The 17,011-nt window shown below is 28.8% G+C and carries 15 protein-coding genes and 1 pseudogene; all 16 read right to left on the bottom strand.

All coding sequences use genetic code 11. The annotated features are described in order from the left end of the window. Window positions 1-120: 120 nt before the first annotated feature. Window positions 121-561 carry a single-stranded DNA-binding protein gene (locus tag ACO409_RS06215; RefSeq protein ID WP_485555826.1) on the bottom strand — a complete coding sequence of 147 codons (441 nt, stop codon included), beginning with the start codon at window positions 559-561 and terminating at the stop codon, window positions 121-123. 78 nt (window positions 562-639) lie between these two features. Continuing rightward, window positions 640-924, bottom strand: coding sequence for a 30S ribosomal protein S6 (rpsF, locus tag ACO409_RS06210; RefSeq protein ID WP_485555824.1), 285 nt, complete (start codon window positions 922-924; stop codon window positions 640-642). Between the two features lie 162 nt (window positions 925-1,086). After that, on the bottom strand, window positions 1,087-2,211 hold the full coding sequence (gene ftsZ, locus ACO409_RS06205) for a cell division protein FtsZ (RefSeq protein WP_485555822.1): 1,125 nt from the start codon (window positions 2,209-2,211) through the stop codon (window positions 1,087-1,089). Window positions 2,212-2,292: 81 nt separating this feature from the next. After that, the gene (locus ACO409_RS06200) at window positions 2,293-2,958 is read right to left on the bottom strand and encodes a cell division protein FtsQ/DivIB (protein WP_485555820.1); all 666 of its coding nucleotides are present in this window, start codon (window positions 2,956-2,958) and stop codon (window positions 2,293-2,295) included. Between the two features lie 151 nt (window positions 2,959-3,109). After that, on the bottom strand, window positions 3,110-3,982 hold the full coding sequence (gene murB, locus ACO409_RS06195; protein ID WP_485555818.1) for a UDP-N-acetylmuramate dehydrogenase: 873 nt from the start codon (window positions 3,980-3,982) through the stop codon (window positions 3,110-3,112). Between the two features lie 40 nt (window positions 3,983-4,022). Beyond that, window positions 4,023-5,378 (bottom strand): UDP-N-acetylmuramate--L-alanine ligase, encoded by a 1,356-nt coding sequence (gene murC / locus ACO409_RS06190; RefSeq protein ID WP_485555816.1) that lies wholly within the window; start codon window positions 5,376-5,378, stop codon window positions 4,023-4,025. Window positions 5,379-5,426: 48 nt separating this feature from the next. Further along, entirely contained in the window at window positions 5,427-6,476 is a 1,050-nt protein-coding gene (murG, locus tag ACO409_RS06185) for an undecaprenyldiphospho-muramoylpentapeptide beta-N-acetylglucosaminyltransferase (RefSeq protein WP_485555814.1), read from the bottom strand. 38 nt (window positions 6,477-6,514) lie between these two features. Next, window positions 6,515-7,654 carry an FtsW/RodA/SpoVE family cell cycle protein gene (locus tag ACO409_RS06180; protein ID WP_485555812.1) on the bottom strand — a complete coding sequence of 380 codons (1,140 nt, stop codon included), beginning with the start codon at window positions 7,652-7,654 and terminating at the stop codon, window positions 6,515-6,517. A 37-nt stretch (window positions 7,655-7,691) separates the two neighbouring features. Next, window positions 7,692-9,071, bottom strand: a complete 1,380-nt coding sequence (gene murD, locus ACO409_RS06175; protein ID WP_485555810.1) for a UDP-N-acetylmuramoyl-L-alanine--D-glutamate ligase — start codon at window positions 9,069-9,071, stop codon at window positions 7,692-7,694. A gap of 168 nt (window positions 9,072-9,239) precedes the next feature. Beyond that, on the bottom strand, window positions 9,240-10,328 hold the full coding sequence (gene mraY / locus ACO409_RS06170) for a phospho-N-acetylmuramoyl-pentapeptide-transferase (RefSeq protein ID WP_485555808.1): 1,089 nt from the start codon (window positions 10,326-10,328) through the stop codon (window positions 9,240-9,242). Window positions 10,329-10,405: 77 nt separating this feature from the next. After that, entirely contained in the window at window positions 10,406-11,803 is a 1,398-nt protein-coding gene (locus tag ACO409_RS06165) for a UDP-N-acetylmuramoyl-tripeptide--D-alanyl-D-alanine ligase (RefSeq protein WP_485555806.1), read from the bottom strand. A gap of 290 nt (window positions 11,804-12,093) precedes the next feature. Next, window positions 12,094-13,365 (bottom strand): prolyl oligopeptidase family serine peptidase, encoded by a 1,272-nt coding sequence (locus ACO409_RS06160; protein ID WP_485555804.1) that lies wholly within the window; start codon window positions 13,363-13,365, stop codon window positions 12,094-12,096. Window positions 13,366-13,410: 45 nt separating this feature from the next. Beyond that, the gene (locus ACO409_RS06155; protein WP_485555802.1) at window positions 13,411-15,114 is read right to left on the bottom strand and encodes an ABC-ATPase domain-containing protein; all 1,704 of its coding nucleotides are present in this window, start codon (window positions 15,112-15,114) and stop codon (window positions 13,411-13,413) included. Window positions 15,115-15,587: 473 nt separating this feature from the next. Continuing rightward, window positions 15,588-15,938, bottom strand: coding sequence for a hypothetical protein (locus ACO409_RS06150; RefSeq protein WP_485555801.1), 351 nt, complete (start codon window positions 15,936-15,938; stop codon window positions 15,588-15,590). A 110-nt stretch (window positions 15,939-16,048) separates the two neighbouring features. Then, complete coding sequence (locus ACO409_RS06145; RefSeq protein WP_485555799.1) at window positions 16,049-16,786, bottom strand: endonuclease; 738 nt, start codon at window positions 16,784-16,786, stop codon at window positions 16,049-16,051. A 35-nt stretch (window positions 16,787-16,821) separates the two neighbouring features. Continuing rightward, window positions 16,822-17,011: pseudogene (locus ACO409_RS06140) on the bottom strand (hypothetical protein); the annotation flags it as partial.

Raw genomic sequence — 17,011 nt, 5'->3', positions numbered from 1 at the left:
ACATAATATATTCTGCTTCACTAAATTGTAGCATTTCTCCTTCTTTATTTATTTAGAATATATTATTTACGCTAAAATACCATAATTTTAGCATTTTCCAAATTAAAACTTGTTTAGTTGTTAAAATGGAAATCCTTCATCATCTTCCGTGTCATCATCATTTTCAAATGTATTATTATGAGCCGAATTATTATTGCTGTTATTTCCATTATTTCCATTATAAGACTGGTTTTGCTGGTATCCATTATTATTATTATTACTATTTCCTGAACTATCAACAAATTCAAAACTATTTACAACAACTTTTGTAGATTTTCTTTTTTCACCGTTTTGTTCATAACTGCTTACGTTCAAACGTCCTTGTACAAGAATTTTTCTACCTTTTCTAAAATATTCGGCAATAGTTTCTGCTGTCTTTTCCCAGGCAATACAATCAATAAATTCTGCATCATCTTTTGTTTTTTGCACAGCTAATGTAAAGTTAGCGTATGCTTTACCTCCTGAAGAGTATTTTAACTCAGGATCTCTTGTCATTCTTCCAATTAATATTACTACATTCATAATATTTCCCCCTAATTTTTAAATTTATTTATATAAAAAAACCTCAAATTTATATTTAAGTAATCAAATAATTTTGAATTAGTCATTTTTAACAATCATATATTTTAAAATTGACTCGTTAATGTTTAATTTTGATTCAATTTCAGTAAATTTAGTTCCATCTGCTTGAAATGTTGTTAAAACGTAATATCCATTTTCTTTTTTCTTAATTGGGTAAGCTAATTTTCTATCTCCCCAAATTTCTGTTTTAACTTCAGCTGATCCAGCAGTTTTTAATGTTTCTTCTACAAATGCAACTCCAGCTTGTTTTTCTTCTTCTGTTAATTGTGTAGATAAAATAAACATAATTTCATAATTTCTCATTTTTTTCTCCTTTCCTATGGCTTTTTAGCCCTACTTCTAAAATAGAGCAGGTTATATAATTATAACAAAAAAGCCTAATAAAATCAAGTTATTTTCAAAATTTATTTGATTCTTTTGATAATACAGTAATTTACTTTAACAATATTAGACTTTTGTATTTAATTATTCTTCAAAAAATGGTGGCAATACAAAATCACTTGAATTTTCTATTTTTTCTTCTTCATCTTCATAATTATTCTCTTCACTTTGATAATCAGTACTTTCACTGTCTTCTTCATTAATTTTTTCTTCTTCTTTTTCTTCTGACGGTGCAAATCTTATTGTTTGTGAAGATCTTGCATTATCTGAAAAAGATTCTTCCTCAAAGTCTGTTGCCACTAATGATACACTTATTGTTCCTTCTAATTCAGGTTCCATAATATAACCCCATAATAAATTAGCTTTATCATGTCCAGCTTTTTCTGAGATTGTTTGAGCCACTTCTTGTATTTCCTGTAATCCAATATCTGGACCAGCTGTAACATTTATTAATATCTTTCTTGCACCTTCGATAGATTTTTCTAATAGCGGACTATTTAATGCCTGAGCTGTTGCACTCTTAGCTTTTTCGTCGCCATTTGCCTCCCCAAATCCTAACATTGCAATTCCAGAGTTTTGCATAATAGATTTTATATCTGCAAAATCCAGATTTACAATTCCTTGTTTTGTAATCAGGTCAGAAATACCTTTTATTCCCATTTTTAAAACTCCATTTGCTTCTTTAAATGCATTCATTAAAGAAATATTCATTCCAGGTATTTCAAACAATCTATCATTTGGGATAGCAATCAAAGTATCTACATTTTCTCTTAAATTATCAATTCCAAGTGCAGCATTATTTTTCTTTAATGGCCCTTCAAAACTAAAAGGTTTAGTTACAATAGCTACAGTTAAAATTCCCATTGCTTTTGCCACTTCGGCAATAATTGGAGAAGCTCCCGTTCCAGTTCCACCACCCATTCCAGCGGTTATGAATAACATATCTGTACCTTCTAAAACTTCTTTTATTTTTTCTTCTGATTCTTTTGCAGCGATTCTCCCTTTTTCAGGATCTGCACCAGCTCCCATCCCTTTTCCTAAAAGTACTTTTATAGATGCCTTTGATCTATCTAAATCTTGCTGATCTGTATTTATTGCTATAAAATCAACAGTTGTTATGTTACTCTCTATCATATCGTTTATTGCGTTTCCACCAGCTCCACCTACTCCTACTACTTTCAGTTTTGCTGTATTGCTAAAGTTATCCATTTTTCTTTGCTACTACTTAAGATTAAATAATTTAATAACTTTTAAAGTAGCTTCTCCTTTCTCTTAATTTCACGTAAAATATCATTTTACAACAACTTCTTTAAATCTTAAATCCATTGAAGTTATCGGATGTTCTTTTTTTAATCTTTTGTATAAATTATATGCATAATCATATCTTGTTTCTGTTACTGTTGTTTCTGTTATTATTTTTACATTATTAGTAAGAAGTATTTCGTAATTTTTTTCAGATTGTCTTATTTCTGAAATCATAGCATAAAACTCTTTGTTTTTTATTTTAGAAAGTATTGTCTTCATTGCATTTAGACTTTCATCATCTGTATAATCTATTACAGGAATATTTTTTGCCGGTTCTTCCAAAATATCACCATATATATTTAAATCTTTATCTGCTAAAAATGTTTCGTTCCCTTTTTTTATATATACATAAGGCTCTCTTTCTTCTATAAAAACTTGAATTTTACTTGGAAAAAGTTTTTTTATTGATACTTTTCTTATTCTTATATCTTTTTTTATAAGATTTTCAATCTCATTTGTATTTAAATATACGATATTTTTACCTTTCATCTGTTCAAGCTGGGCTATAACATCTTGCCTTAACAACTTAGTTTGACCTTCTATTATAACTTCCTGAACTTTAAAATAATCTGTATCAATAAACATTTTGCTAAAAAACATTATTCCTGCCAATAAAAACAATAAAATCAATACTTTTATCGACTTTTTCATTTTTAAGCTCCGTTTTTTCTATATTATACACTTTTTTTCAATTTTATTCAATATATTAAATGAATTTATTTAAATTTAATAGTAAAACTGCTTTAAAATTAATCTTAAAAAGATAATTTTTATTTAAAATTCTTTATTATAAATTCTTTTATTAACCTTTTAAAATTATAATTTCTGTTTCTAATTTGATTCCAAATTTTTCAAAAACAACTTCTTTTACATGCTCAATAACTGAAATAACATCATTAAAAGTTGCATTTCCCAAATTTGTTATAAAATTTGGATGCTTTGTGGAAACTGCTGCATCTCCAACTCTATATCCCTTTAAATCAGCATCAGAAATTAGTCTTGCTGCAAATTTCCCTTCTGGATTTTTGAACGTACTTCCCAAATTTGGTAAATCTAACGGATGTTTTATCTTTCTTTGTTCTCTTTTATCCTCAGAAGCAATCTTATCAAATCCAAATCCAAATTTGAAAAGAGCAGAAATAACAATCCATTTATTTTCTTTTATTTCAGTAGTTCTATACTTAAAATTTAAATCTGCTGTTTTTATTTTTACAATTTCTCCATCATTTTTGCAGACTTCAACTTCTTCAATACAGTCAAAAATCTCTGTTCCATAAGCTCCACCATTCATATTTACAAGTCCACCGACTGATCCTGGAATCCCAGTAATATTTTCCAGGCCTGAATAATCATTCTTTTCCATAAATTCTATCAAATCATCCAAGTCCAGTCCAGCTTCTACTCTTACAAAATCATAACTCTTTTCTCTTTTTTCATTTTGAATTTTTTTCTCAACTGTTATACTCTTTAATCTCTTCAATGACAGAAAACTTATATTTAAATTTCCATCGTTAATAAGAGTATTTGTACCATTTCCCAAAAGAAAAATGTTATTTCTAGTTTGTAAAATTTCTTTTAATTCATTTTTATCATCTATGAAAATAAGCTCTTTTGCAGTTCCGCCAACTTTCATATTTGAATATTCTTTCATTTTGGCATTTTTTATTATTTCCATTTTTTACTTTACTCTCTCCCTCTTTGGATTTTTTATATTTCTATTTTTCCATTTTTTTTAAGTCATCTGCAATTTCATGAGCTACTCTTGATACACTTCCAGCTCCCATAAATACATAAGTGTTTCCACTATTTCTATCATTTTTTATAATATCTTCAATCTCTTCTTGAGTTTGTACTCTAACATTTCCTCCAATTTTTTGAGCAAGCAGTTCTGAAGATACCCCATAAGTATTATCTTCACTTGCTGCATATATTGGAAGCAAAATTAAGTCATCAGCTTCTTTTAATGATTTTACAAAATCATCAAAGAAAAATTTTGTACGGCTGTATCGGTGTGGTTGGAAAATTACAATTACTTTTCCCTTTTCAGTCTTATGTGCTGCATTTATTGTAACTTTTACTTCTGTTGGATGATGTGCATAATCATCAATTATTCTTAAATTATTATCATAAATAACTTGATATCTTCTTTTTGCCCCTTTAAATTTTAAGATTCTTTCTTTTACTTTTTTCATATTACAATTAAATTCATGAGCAAAATAAATTACTGGAAGTGAATTTGCAACATTGTGAGTTCCAGGAATGCTCAAGCTAAATGTACCCAAATCTTCACCTTTTTTCACAACTTCAAAACTTGTTACTCCATTTTCTACTCTTATATTTTTAGCATAAATATCGGCAGTCTCGTCTTTTATGCTATACCATACTATATTTTTATTTTTTAAATGAAGTCCAACTTTTTCAACGGTATCTTTACAAAGAACTGCAATTCTTTCTGTACTATCAATAAACTGTTCAAATGATTTTTTTATATTTTCAAATGTTCCGTGATGATCTAAATGATCAGCTTCCACATTTGTTACAACAGAATATTTGGGTTTTATATATAAAAATGAATTATCACTTTCATCGGCTTCAGCAATAAAATATTCTGAATTTCCGATTCTACTGTTACTTTGAATTTCAGGAATTATTCCTCCTACAACAATAAATGGTTCTTTTTCCAACAAAGCAACACTCATCATAGAACTTGTTGTAGTTTTACCATGAGTTCCTGCCACAGCGATTCCATCAAATCTATTCATTATTTCTGCAAGGAGTTGTCCTCTTTTTACTTTTTTTATATTGTTGTCAACAATATATTTATATTCAGGATTTGTTTCTTTTATTGCTGTTGAATATACAAACAGATCTATCCCTTTATCTTTTACATTTTCTTCAACTTGTCCGATATAAACCTTTATTCCCATGTCTTCCATATCTTTAGTTACAGCTTTTCTTTCTAAATCTGAACCTGCCACATTAAATCCATCAGCTGCTAAAATTTTTGCAAGCCCACTCATTCCTATTCCATTTATTCCGCTAAAATATACATTATTCACTTTTGTTAACATAATTTCCTCCAAATCTTCTTTTTCATGTTTTATTTCTGTATTTTTTGTTTAAAGTCCCATTTCATTTACTATTATTTCTGCTGAATTTCCTTTTTTCAAAGTTTTTACATTTTCACTCATAAATTCCAGCATTGACGCTTGTCCCACTATTGATAAGGCTTCATCTATCGCCTCTTCTGCAGTTTCGTTTGTAAATATTTTTGCACCATTTGCATATTCCAGTACATCTGCATTTTCCTTTTGTCCAACAAAGTCATATGGAATCAATATTGATGGCTTTTCCAACTGAATAAGTTCAGAAATAGTCGAAGCTCCGGCACGGCAAATTACAATATCAGAAGCTGCCATTAATTCTGGTACATTTTCAAAATATGGTTCAACTACCGCTGTTCCAAAATTTCTTATTCTATAAGTTGATGCCTTGTAATTATCTTTTCCAGTTGCCCAGAATAGTCTTATTTTTTCATCATTTAATATCACTTTCCATTTTTTCAAAATAGCTTCGTTTATATTTTTTGCTCCCAGACTTCCACCAATTACAAGAATTACTTTTTCATCATCTTTTATATTTAGTTTTTTTCTTTCTTCAGATTTATCTTTTTTATAGAACTCTTCTCTCAATGGATTTCCAGTTACCACAAACTTGTCTTTATATTTTTCTTTAATACCTTCAAGCGTATTCTCAAAAGCGACAAATACTTTTTTTGCCCCTTTGTAAAACCATTTATTTGCTTGACCCATTGTGTGATTCTGTTCCTGAAGATAATATGGTATCCGTAGTACATTAGCTGCTATTAATACTGGTATTGTTATGTAATTTCCAAATGCTATTATTTTTGTAGGCTTTTCTTTTTTTAGTAATTTTATTGTACTTACAGTTGCCATCATCATTTTAAATACAGATTTTATACTTCTTAGCGGCAATATATCAAGTCCTATAAATCTAAAATTTTCATTTGGAACAATGTCCTTTTCCATTCGGTGCTTTGTCCCAATAAATAAAGTATCTATTCCCTTTTCCCTAACTTTTTTTGCAATTGACAAGGCAGGATAAATATGTCCACCTGTTCCTCCTGTAGTAAACACTACTTTTTCCATCACTTTATTTTTCCTCTCATTTTATTTGATTTGCTTTATTACATCATATAGTCAACTTCATTTAGTTTATCCAGTTCTTTACCCATTTCCTTTTTATATAATGATCTTATTATATTGTATACAATACCTAACATCAGCAGAATAGCAACTATAGAACTTCCCCCATAACTCATCATTGGAAGCGGAATTCCTGTAGAAGGTATAACTTTGCTTGCAACTGCAACATTTCCAATTATTTGCGTAGCAATTATTATAAAAATTCCAACCAAAAGGTATTTTGCATACAAATCTTTTATTTTTTTTAGAGTAATTCCTATTATAATTAATAATATCGCATATAATCCAAGCAAAAACATTACTCCTAAAAATCCATTTTCTTCAGCATATCCTGAAAAAATATAATCAGTATGTATCTCAGGTAAAAAACCATATTTTTGAAATCCATTTCCATAAAATTTACCAAAAAATTTACCATTGGCTATTGCTATTACCGACTGTGTTGTCTGAAAGCCCATTTCTTTGGAAGCATAATCAGCTATTCTACCTGCTCTATAACCAACTTTCATTACACTAAACCAGCCCAATATCATTCCAAATATTCCATAAAGTGAAATTATCGAAAATTTTAACTCCGAAACAAGTAAATACGTCATCCCAATTATAGCAATCTGAACTGTATTACTAAATGATTTTTCAAAGAAAATAAGAAACATATAAATTCCTGTTGTCCCCATCATAACTACACTTGATAGCCAGGGATGCTTACTTATCTTATTTCGTGTTTTAAGATTATAGGTAAGAGTTGAAAGAACTATAATTAATATTAATTTTACAAACTCTGAAGGCTGAATACGTATACCCAATTTAAAGTCGATCCAACGTTTTGCACCATTTCTAGTTGTTCCTATCAATAAAACCATCACAAGTAAAAATGCACCTATAACATATAAATATTTTGTTATTCCTCTGTACTTCTTATAATTAATATTGGCAGTAAGTAAAAATCCTAACCATCCAATAGTTAACCATATCATTTGTCGCATCAAATAATCATAGCTTGGCTTATGTTCCATTTGCGCCTTTGGAGCACTAAGGCTTGCCATTGTTATGATACTCAATGCTGAAAGTGTCAAAATTACTATTATAAATATTGTTCCTAACATTTTTTTTCTGTTCAATTTTTTCTCCTAAATTCCATTTTTTCCAAAAGAAAAACTATTTTCCAATAATTTTTTCTGTTAATTCCTTAAACACTTTTCCTCTATGCTCAAAGCTCTTAAATTGACAGAAGCTAGATGTTGCAGGTGAAAACAATACTGTCTGATTCTTTGAAAAATCCACATTTTCTTTCAAATAATTCAATACATTTTCAACTGTTTCTAAATTTTTATAATTTTTATATCCAACTTTTTTCATATCATCAATCAAAATTTGAGCATTATCTCCAATCAAATAAACAAAATCAACTTTTTCCTTAACTCTTTTAATCAAAGGCATATTATCAATTTTTTTGTCATCTCCACCTAAAATCATAATAATCGTATTATTAAACGAGTCAATAGCCTTTAATGTCGATTCCACATTTGTCCCTTTAGAATCATTAATAAACGTTGTATTTCCTTTTATAAAAAAGTTTTCAAGTCTATGCTCCAGTGCAGTTGTCGATTTCAAAAATTCAACCAATTTGGCATTTTCCACATTCAATATTTTCGCTGAACTTATCAAAAATAACATATTTTCCAAATTATGCTTTCCTTTTAATGAAAGTTCATCCGTTCTCATTAAAATTTCTGAAACTTCATCAATTTTTTCAACAAAATTTTGGATTTTATCAATCCGACTATCTAAGTCCTTCATTATACGAATATTATTTTCATAAACAAAAACTGTTCCTTTTGTTTGTGTACTTAAGTACACTTTTTTAGCTTTCACTCTTTTATTTATTTCGCTTCTTTTATATAATCCATCAAAAACTTCATCATCTAAATTAATCAATGCAAAATCATTTTCAGCCTGTTTATCAAAAATGGCAAACTTTGTAATATAATAATCTTCCACCGAATTATATCGTGTCAGATGATCTGGAGTCAAATTAATTATTCCAGCAATATTTGAGTGAATTTGCGGATTATTTTCCAATTGATAGCTACTAAGTTCCAATACGATATAATCTAAATCTTCTTCATCAGCCACCAGCTTTGCAAATGAAAATCCAGCATTTCCAGCAAGTCTGGCACGAAATCCAGCAAAATTTAAAAGTTCTGCCATTTTAGTAGATGTGGTAGTTTTCCCATTTGTTCCAGTAAACGAAATAATTTTTATATTTTTATCCACATATTTATAAGCCAAGTCTATTTCTGAAATTATTTTAACATTTTTTTTCTTTGCAACCTTCAAAAGCTCAGCCTTCCAAGGAATACCAGGACTTTTCACAACAAACTCAATTTCTTCTTCATTTAAAAGTCTAATTCCTTCTTCTGACGGCATTGCAACCTTATCATCTATCAAATACACTTCATATCCATTTTTTTCCAGTAATTCCTTCGCACCAAGTCCACTTAACCCAGCACCAAATACAATCCCTTTTTTATCCATGTGATTTCTTCCTCTCTATTCTTTCTATATTTCTATATTTCCAAATTTCAAATCCCAGAATAAATTTATTATATTCTTATTTACAATTTCACTTTTTATGAAATAATAAATAAAAACATAATTTTAAAAATTTAAAATTAGATTGCAGGGGAAAATCCCCTGCTTTATTTATCTTAATTTTAAAATTACAAATGTTAATAAGCATGTCATTATTGAAACAATCCAGAATCTTATTGTAACTTTTGTTTCAGGCAATCCTAATAATTCAAAGTGATGATGAATTGGTGCCATTTTAAATACTCTTTTTCCAAAAGTTTTAAAGTGCCAGACTTGAATCATAACTGATAATGCTTCCATAATAAATATAAATCCTGCAATTGGAAGTAATAGTTCCTGTTTTATAAAAATAACTACAATTCCTAAAATTCCTCCCAATGTCAAAGATCCTGTATCTCCCATAAATACTTGCGCTGGATAAAAATTATACCATAAAAAACCGATTAATGCCCCTATTACCGCTGCAAGATAAACTATTATTTCAGCTGCTTGCGGAACATAATAAAGATTTAAATATTTTGCATATTTTACATTTCCAGTCAAATAAGTTATGATTAAAAGCGTAATACTTACTACAATAGTAGGCCCACTTACAAGTCCATCTAATCCATCTGTTAAATTTACAGCATTTGAAGACCCAATTATTACAAAAGCTGTAAATACAAAAAATAAAATAGGTGTTATGTAAAAATAAGAATTTTTTATTATTGGATTAATTATCGAAAAATCAATTGTTTTATTAACAAGTCCGTGTTTATAAACAAACCAAAATGTCAATGCTGTAATTATCATTTGACCAAATATTTTTTTCTTTCCAGATAGACCATTTTTATGTCTTGTTAATTTTAAGTAATCATCGTAAAATCCTATCGTTGTAAATAAAATTGTAATTATAAATAAAAATACGATAAATTTATTTGTAAAGTTTCCAGCAATGGCAGTTGCAAATAAGATTGCTCCAATTATTAAAAGTCCTCCCATTGTAGGTGTTCCAGATTTGTCAAAATGCGATTTAGGTCCCTCTTCTCTTGCTGTATCTCCATATTTTTTCTTTTTTAGCCAAGCAATAAATGGTTTTCCTAAAATTAGCATAAATAAAAATGCAATCATAAATGCCACAGATGCTCTCAACATTATTGATTTAAAAATACGTAAAACTCTCCAGTTATTTATAAATAACTCTTGCAGTAAATATAACATTATTTTATAGAATTTTTTTTATTAATAATCCATCTTTAGATAAATCATAACAATAATAAAAAACTCTTCTCCTTTCTTTATTTTTCCATAATTTCTTCCAGTTTCATTCCACGTGACGCTTTTAACAGCACTACCTTTTCTTCAGAAATATTTCTTATCTTTTCTTTAATTTTTTCCTTTTCATCAAAATATTCAAATTCTTTATTTTTCAAATCTTCATTATTTTCTAAATTCCCATTGTCCAAATTTTTATTTATTGTTTGAAATAGACTTTTCATTCTTTTTCCAAATAAATAAAGTTTATCAAATTTTGTATTTTTTATTGTATCAAAAATGTGGCTATGAAGCTCTAATTCATTTTCTCCCAATTCCAGCATATCTCCCAAAACCACAATTTTTAACTTGTCGTTATATATTTGAGAAAATGTTTCAAGTGATTTTTTCATAGACATTGGACTTGCATTATAGGCATCATTGATATAGGTCGTATTGCCATTTTTAATTATTTGAAATCTCATTCCAGTCAAGCTAATATTTTTTACCGCTTCACCAATTATTTTATCTTCCATCCCAAATTGCTTAACCACAGCAATCGCCATAACTAAGTTTAATACATTATGTTCTCCCAAAACATTCGTCTTGTAATTTCTCTCAACTGTACTTTGACAAATTTTTCCAAAATATTTTAGAAAAAATTTAGTTCCACTTTCGTCAAAATGAATATCTCCATAATAAAAATCAGACGTTTTATCTCTAAAATTATTATTTTCTAAATTCAATGCTCTCACAACTTCAATATTTTCAGCCTTTACATTCTTTAAATATTCATCATCGCCATTAATTACAAGTATGCTTTTAATATAAGGAATAATCTCTGTTTTTGCCAAAAATACATTTTCCTTTGTTTTCAAAAATTCCAGATGTGATTCTCCAATATTTGTAATTACATTAATATCAGGCAATGCAATTTGTCCCAGCAAATCAATTTCTCCAAAGCCGCTCATTCCCATTTCCAGAATGATAAATTCATCATCTTTTTCAGCACGCAACAAAGTGAAGGGCAGTCCAATATGATTATTGTAATTCCCTTCAGTCTTTTTTCCCTTATATTTCTGTGATAACAAATGGTAAATCATATCCTTTACAGTCGTCTTACCATTACTTCCCGTAATTCCAATTACTTTTATATCTAAATTTTTTCGCCATTCTCTAGCAAAATTTTGCAAAAATTCAATACTATCCTCTACAAAAAATGCACAATCAGCATATTTTTCATCAATTTTTACATCCTTGCTGTCATAAACAGCAACAGCTCCTTTTTCCAATGCTTCATTAACAAAATTATTACCACCTCTAATCGCAACGAAGACATCATTTCTTTCAACTTCCTTTGAATTGATAGAAACATTTTTTATTTCAAAATCTAATATCTTCTCCTTGTTAAAAAACCTTTGAAATACTTCACTTTTATTCATAAAACTTCTCCAAATTCTTATCTAATTTAATAGTTTTTTTATAGCAACTCACATTATAAAATTATATCATTTAGAAAGTATTTTTTCAATATATTTTTATTTTTTTTCAAAATTTTTCTAAAAGAATTTACCTTATGTTCCAACTGATTTAAAACTAAGCTGGCAAAAACTATAGTTATTTTATTCAAACCTTAAGTTTATATGATTTTTAATAGTTCAATTATAAATAAAAAAAACTAAACTTAAAATTTACTATTATAAGCAAGCCTTTTTTCTGTTTTCATTTTAAACTAATAATATCTAGTTTTCAAATTCTGTCTTGCCATCCATTCAAATAAATGCTCACCTTTATCATTCACAGGCATATTTCTAAGGCTGTAAATCCAGCTCCAGTGTCCATTGTACTCATTTTCACCAATTTTTACATTTGGATAAGAGGAAAGTATTGCACCATATTTTGAAAGAACGTCATAAACTCTTTTACTTGTATTTTCGTAGGAAATAGTCGGATCATTTTGTGCGTGAACCATCCAAAGCGGTTTATTTCTTATTTTCATCAAATCCTGTGCAGTAGTTGCAACTCCGCCAGAAGTAGCCGCTTTATCAAGAGCAGCTGCACTTGTACTAAATGCCGCAAAATAATCTGGATATTCAATCATCATTCTAAATGACATATATCCACCAGCAGAAGCTCCAAAAATATAAATTCTATTTTTATCAATATTATTTTCAGAAGCAAATTCATCAATCATAGCCTTTACTGATTTTATGTATCCTTTACTATAATTGTTATACCAAGTGTCATCAGCCTGCGGTGCCACAACATAAGCCCCGCCAAATATCTTTTGTGTCTTATCTTCCGCAAAAGCTACTGCCCCACGATTTGCCAATTTTTGTGAAACATTATTCCGATAATCCTTGTATCCGCCTTCACCATTCCCATGAAACCAGATTATAAGCGGATGTTTCTTCCCATCATCTTTATTAACAGGTTTAAAATATTGATAATTTACCCCACTTTTAGACTTCGCCGCTACAAACTTATCAGCTTCCTCATCAACAATTTTCCCTTGTATATGAAATCCTGTTTTATAATTCTTTATTTTCTTTTTTTGATCCACTCTATACTCTAAATCCATCAATACATTTCGAGAAACATCCCCTGTAACATAACTCAAAGTATTTGCTCCAACCACATCTTTTCCATATTTCAAATTAATAACAATATTTCCCTTGTCATTCACATAAATATTCTCAATTTCCCTCTCAACTTCAAATGTCCCCAATGATTTAGTCTTATCATCTAGCACAATTCCAGCATCTTTTGGCAAAGTTCCTTTAGCAAAAACTTTAAATGTATCTTTATCAATTTGTTTATTTTGAATATTTTTCCCTTGCCCTTTTGTATCAATCTCAATGGAAACAATATTCTGCCCATAATCAAATACTTTCGCATTTAACGAATACGAAATAATTGGAATAGTTGGAAAGGGTAATTCACTAGAAATTCCCAACACACTCACCAAAAACAAACCTACAAACACCAATACTTTAGTTTTCATACCAACCACTTCCTTTACAATATTTTTTTATTTCAAATTTAATTACTATTTTATTTTCAATTTTCTATATCTATTCACTGCCGCACAAAATTCCTGCTTTCTAGGCAATGCCAAATTTCCTGGATGCCCTGTGTATGAAGAAATCGAATCAAGCCCGTCCTTTTCAATCTTTTCATAAATCCTGTCAGTTGCTTGCGAAAGTGTCAATTTTTCATCCAGTACTTTATTTTTAAAATAATCAATCATCACAGCAATGCAGTTTGTTTGGCTGTCATCCACAAGCTGCTCCAGCCCTGAAATGTCGATTAATTCCTTTCCATATAGAATGCTGTATTTCCCTTTAGCTTTTGTTTTATCTAGTTTTCCAGATTGCGAAAAACTTTTTTTGAGTGGAATTCGCTGTGTAATTCCTTGAAATTTATCATTTGAAGAAAATTCTCGCTTATTTTCATCTGATTTTGCAATTTCCTTTGCCTTTTCTGTTACATCTTTTGGTACATACTCATCCATCATTATAACATGATTTGCCACATCAAAATAATCTCCAGAACCACCGACAATCAATATCGTAGAAATTCCAAAATTGTCATAAAGTTCCTTTACCCTGTCAATAAACGGTGTTATCGGCTCTTTCTCCTTTACCACAAGTTTTTGCATTCTTCCATCACGAATCATGAAATTTGTGGCAGAAGTGTCTTCATCTATTAAAAGTAAAGATGTTCCATATTCTAGCGCTTCGGCTACATTTGCTGCTTGTGAAGTGCTTCCACTTGCATTTTCAGTTGAAAAAGTTCTGGTATCTTTATTTCCTGGCAAATTGTTGATAAATCCACTGATATTTACTTTTTCTACATTTCTTCCATCTTCCGCACGTATTTTTACTGCATCTGTTTCAGAAATTATGAATTCACGTCCATCTTGAGCAATATGATTGTAAATTCCTCGTTCGAGAGCTGCTAATAAAGTTGATTTTCCGTGATAACCTCCACCTACAATTAGAGTAATTCCTTTTGGAATCCCCATTCCAGATACTTCTTTTCCACTTGGAAGATTTAACGTAATTTCAAATTTTTCTGGACTTTTGAATTTGACTGCATTTTTCATTGGTTTATCTGAAATTCCGTTTTCACGTGGAAGTATTGAATCATTAGCTACAAATGCAACTAATTCTTTTTCTTTCAGTACTTTTCTTATGTATTCTTGGTCTAATACTAAAACTATTTGCTCTTTTAAGGATTTTTTATTCAAATTATCGTAGATAATAGATTTTTCAACAATTTTAGGTAACTGTTCAAAAATAATTTTTTGTGCAGCCTTTCCCATTATTCGTCTACCTCTTGCTGGCATTCCCATTTCAAATCTAACTTCGATTTTATCTTCCTTTATCAAAACCGACGTTCTTTCCAAAATTTCTTGCCCACATTTGTCAATAAAAATCCTTCCGCTTCCTCCAGTTCCTGAACTATCATTTCCATTTTTCTGAATTTCCTTGTAAAAATTTCTTGTAAGAAAATCTGAAACTGCAATACTTTTGTCCTTTATATCAGTTAGTTCGTAAGGAATTCCTGAAATTTTTCTATCCATTATAATTCGCATTCTTGAAGGCGGAGCATAAGGATCTGATTGGACGTGGTCAATTGCAAGAACATACTTTGGAAATTTATATTCTCCCTTTAGGGATTTATATGCTGAATAACTTTTTCCATCCATTAAAAATAATATTTTTTCTAACTCTTTATAATTTTTCATTTTTTCAAGTTCTCCTTTTCATCTTTTGTTCTTTATCATTAATAAAATTTATCAAAATTACTATATTATATTCAAATCTATCCAAAATTAAACTATTAAAATCATATAAAACTAAATAAAATAGTCATAGCTTTTAAGCTATAATTAATAAAGTCCTTTAAACTTATTCAAGTTAAAAGAAATAACATTGCCACTTTTTCTTTACAACTTAGCAAACTTAAAATCAATCGTATTTTATCATATAAGTATAATTTTTTCTATATTAAAGTCTTATCAAAATATAGCTAATAAACAAAAAAATATGCTTACCCTGAGATTCCTCTTCTACTGTATAAGCATATTTATCCATAATTTAACTTTTAAAAACTCTACAAAAAAACTTTATTATTATTAATCATATCAGCTATTGAATTTTTTACCTGTTTTAACCTCCCCTTTTTTAAATAAACAACCTTCTAAACAATCATTTTAATTTACTTTTGAATTTCATCTTTAGGTGGATTTCCTTCTGGTCTTCTAGGCCCCCTTTTCCCAATTTTATCTAAAATATCTACCAGCTCTCCTCTTTCACTTGATGACAAGTTTCCTGACTTTAACTTTTGCTTCAGCTCTTCGATTCTCTTTTCCCTTTTTTCAAATTCTGCTTTCATTTTTGTTTCATCTGGTTTCATTGGATTTCCATTCGCATCTTTTGGCGGTGGACATTGCTCATTTTGAACCGACATCTGATTTTTATTTCCTTTCAATGTTGTAGTTCCTGCAAATACTGATAATGATGCTAATAAAGCCATTCCCATAATTCCTTTTTTACTAATTTTTCTCATAATTATTTCCTCCATATCTTTTGGTACTATTTTTTATACCTACTTTTGTATTTTTTTGTACTCCTCTTGAACAAATACATAGTACCATTTAATTGTGTCAAAATTATGTTTTAAATATGAAGTTTTTGTGTTTTTTCCCCTTTTTTTCTATTTTTCAAAATCAAATAAATAATTTCTAAAAATAACATTCCGCTCCAAAATTTCAAATAAAATGCCCTATCTTTTTTATACTTTGTTTCCAATTTCTTACTTAATTCCGAATTTAAAGAAATATTTTCATCTAAATCTCCTGTTTTATCTAATTGATATTGATACAAAATTTCTTTTTTACTTCCAAATTTATCAACAAAGTACTCAGCATCCTGTAATTTTATTTCTTTTAAACCTAATCTTTTTTCTAAAGTTTTCTCATCTAAGTTATACTCAATCTTATTACCGTTAATCAAAAAATATGTTTCCGGTTTGATACCGTATTTTCCTTCATAAGAATCTGTTTCCTCAATATAGCCAATCCAATTATTATTAATTTTAGATAATCCATCTAAATACAAAGTTATATCTTCAGGCTTTGTCTTATCTACAAGTTTATAAACTTCATGTTCTGAATCCAAACTCAAAGTTCTTTTTATCAAAAAATTTTTTGATATTTCAAGTTCGCTGTTACGATTAACAGTATCATAAGGGAAACGGAGATACATAACAAATAATAATGACAAAATTGTAAATGCAATAAGAAAATTAAATTTTCGTTTTGAAACAAAAAACCAGAAAGTTAATAAAATTAATATTGGAATTATAAAAGGGGATAACAAGACAAATCCCCAAGTTATATTTGTATCTGTAAGCATATTTACTCCTTAATTTTTATATATTTATAATCCTTTTATTTTTCAGAAATGCTTTTTAAATAATTCTCATAAATCTCAAGTTTATCATCAAGATTTTGTAAATATTTTTGCCACTTTTCAATTTCTATATTTACATATTTTTTATGATTTGTCAAAATTTTCATTCTTTCTGACAGAGTAAAAAATATAGGGGCAGCCAAAATAACATAATAAAATATTTTTAGC

The sequence above is a fragment of the Leptotrichia sp. genome (assembly GCF_057270615.1).
The sequence above is the reverse complement of the archived record's forward strand: the minus strand, read 5'-3'. Positions and strand labels throughout refer to the sequence as shown.

Excerpts from the sequence above, each read along its gene's own strand:
- ACO409_RS06215 (WP_485555826.1), bottom strand. The coding sequence starts at position 561 with ATGAATGTAGTAATATTAATTGGAAGAATGACAAGAGATCCTGAGTTA.
- rpsF (WP_485555824.1), bottom strand. The coding sequence starts at position 924 with ATGAGAAATTATGAAATTATGTTTATTTTATCTACACAATTAACAGAA.
- ftsZ (WP_485555822.1), bottom strand. The coding sequence starts at position 2,211 with ATGGATAACTTTAGCAATACAGCAAAACTGAAAGTAGTAGGAGTAGGT.
- ACO409_RS06200 (WP_485555820.1), bottom strand. The coding sequence starts at position 2,958 with ATGAAAAAGTCGATAAAAGTATTGATTTTATTGTTTTTATTGGCAGGA.
- murB (WP_485555818.1), bottom strand. The coding sequence starts at position 3,982 with ATGGAAATAATAAAAAATGCCAAAATGAAAGAATATTCAAATATGAAA.
- murC (WP_485555816.1), bottom strand. The coding sequence starts at position 5,378 with ATGTTAACAAAAGTGAATAATGTATATTTTAGCGGAATAAATGGAATA.
- murG (WP_485555814.1), bottom strand. The coding sequence starts at position 6,476 with ATGGAAAAAGTAGTGTTTACTACAGGAGGAACAGGTGGACATATTTAT.
- murD (WP_485555810.1), bottom strand. The coding sequence starts at position 9,071 with ATGGATAAAAAAGGGATTGTATTTGGTGCTGGGTTAAGTGGACTTGGT.
- mraY (WP_485555808.1), bottom strand. The coding sequence starts at position 10,328 with ATGTTATATTTACTGCAAGAGTTATTTATAAATAACTGGAGAGTTTTA.
- ACO409_RS06165 (WP_485555806.1), bottom strand. The coding sequence starts at position 11,803 with ATGAATAAAAGTGAAGTATTTCAAAGGTTTTTTAACAAGGAGAAGATA.
- ACO409_RS06160 (WP_485555804.1), bottom strand. The coding sequence starts at position 13,365 with ATGAAAACTAAAGTATTGGTGTTTGTAGGTTTGTTTTTGGTGAGTGTG.
- ACO409_RS06155 (WP_485555802.1), bottom strand. The coding sequence starts at position 15,114 with ATGAAAAATTATAAAGAGTTAGAAAAAATATTATTTTTAATGGATGGA.
- ACO409_RS06150 (WP_485555801.1), bottom strand. The coding sequence starts at position 15,938 with ATGAGAAAAATTAGTAAAAAAGGAATTATGGGAATGGCTTTATTAGCA.
- ACO409_RS06145 (WP_485555799.1), bottom strand. The coding sequence starts at position 16,786 with ATGCTTACAGATACAAATATAACTTGGGGATTTGTCTTGTTATCCCCT.